This window comes from Staphylococcus sp. 231237_7MaSpsaltlick, assembly GCF_043107035.1.
This window is the reverse complement of the sequence record NZ_JBICNX010000267.1, coordinates 1-610: the sequence shown is the minus strand read 5'-3', so window position 1 is coordinate 610 and position 610 is coordinate 1. Positions and strand designations below refer to the sequence as shown.

The window sequence follows — 610 nt, the reverse complement described above, 5'->3', positions numbered from 1 at the left end:
AGGATTTTAAGTCCTGTGCGTCTGCCAGTTCCGCCACCCCGGCAAAAATAATGGAGCAGAAGACGGGATTCGAACCCGCGACCCCGACCTTGGCAAGGTCGTATTCTACCGCTGAACTACTTCTGCATATGCGGGTGAAGGGAGTCGAACCCCCACGCCGTAAGGCGCTAGATCCTAAGTCTAGTGCGTCTGCCAATTCCGCCACACCCGCGATATTAAAATAATGGTGAGCCATAGTGGGCTCGAACCACTGACCCTCTGATTAAAAGTCAGATGCTCTACCAACTGAGCTAATGGCTCTTTAAAAATGGTGCCGGCCAGAGGACTTGAACCCCCAACCTACTGATTACAAGTCAGTTGCTCTACCAGTTGAGCTAGGCCGGCTATTAAAAATAATAAATGGTGGAGGATGACGGGTTCGAACCGCCGACCCTCTGCTTGTAAGGCAGATGCTCTCCCAGCTGAGCTAATCCTCCATATAAGTTGCCTGGCAACGTCCTACTCTTGCGGAACGTAAGTCCGACTACCATCGGCGCTAAAGAGCTTAACTTCTGTGTTCGGCATGGGAACAGGTGTGACCTCTTTGCCATTGTCACCAGACAATGAAATG

Annotated in this window: 5 tRNA genes and 1 rRNA gene; all 6 read right to left on the bottom strand. The window is 51.1% G+C overall.

Going from position 1 to position 610, the window contains the following annotated elements:
* Positions 1–51 precede the first annotated feature (51 nt).
* Positions 52–126: transfer RNA gene (locus tag ACF91D_RS31395), tRNA-Gly, on the bottom strand.
* A 3-nt stretch (positions 127–129) separates the two neighbouring features.
* A tRNA-Leu gene (locus ACF91D_RS31390) sits at positions 130–211 on the bottom strand.
* 13 nt (positions 212–224) lie between these two features.
* A tRNA-Lys gene (locus ACF91D_RS31385) sits at positions 225–300 on the bottom strand.
* Between the two features lie 8 nt (positions 301–308).
* Positions 309–384 (bottom strand) — tRNA-Thr (locus ACF91D_RS31380).
* Between the two features lie 16 nt (positions 385–400).
* A tRNA-Val gene (locus tag ACF91D_RS31375) sits at positions 401–476 on the bottom strand.
* 9 nt (positions 477–485) lie between these two features.
* A 5S ribosomal RNA gene (gene rrf / locus ACF91D_RS31370) occupies positions 486–600 on the bottom strand.
* Positions 601–610 lie beyond the last annotated feature (10 nt).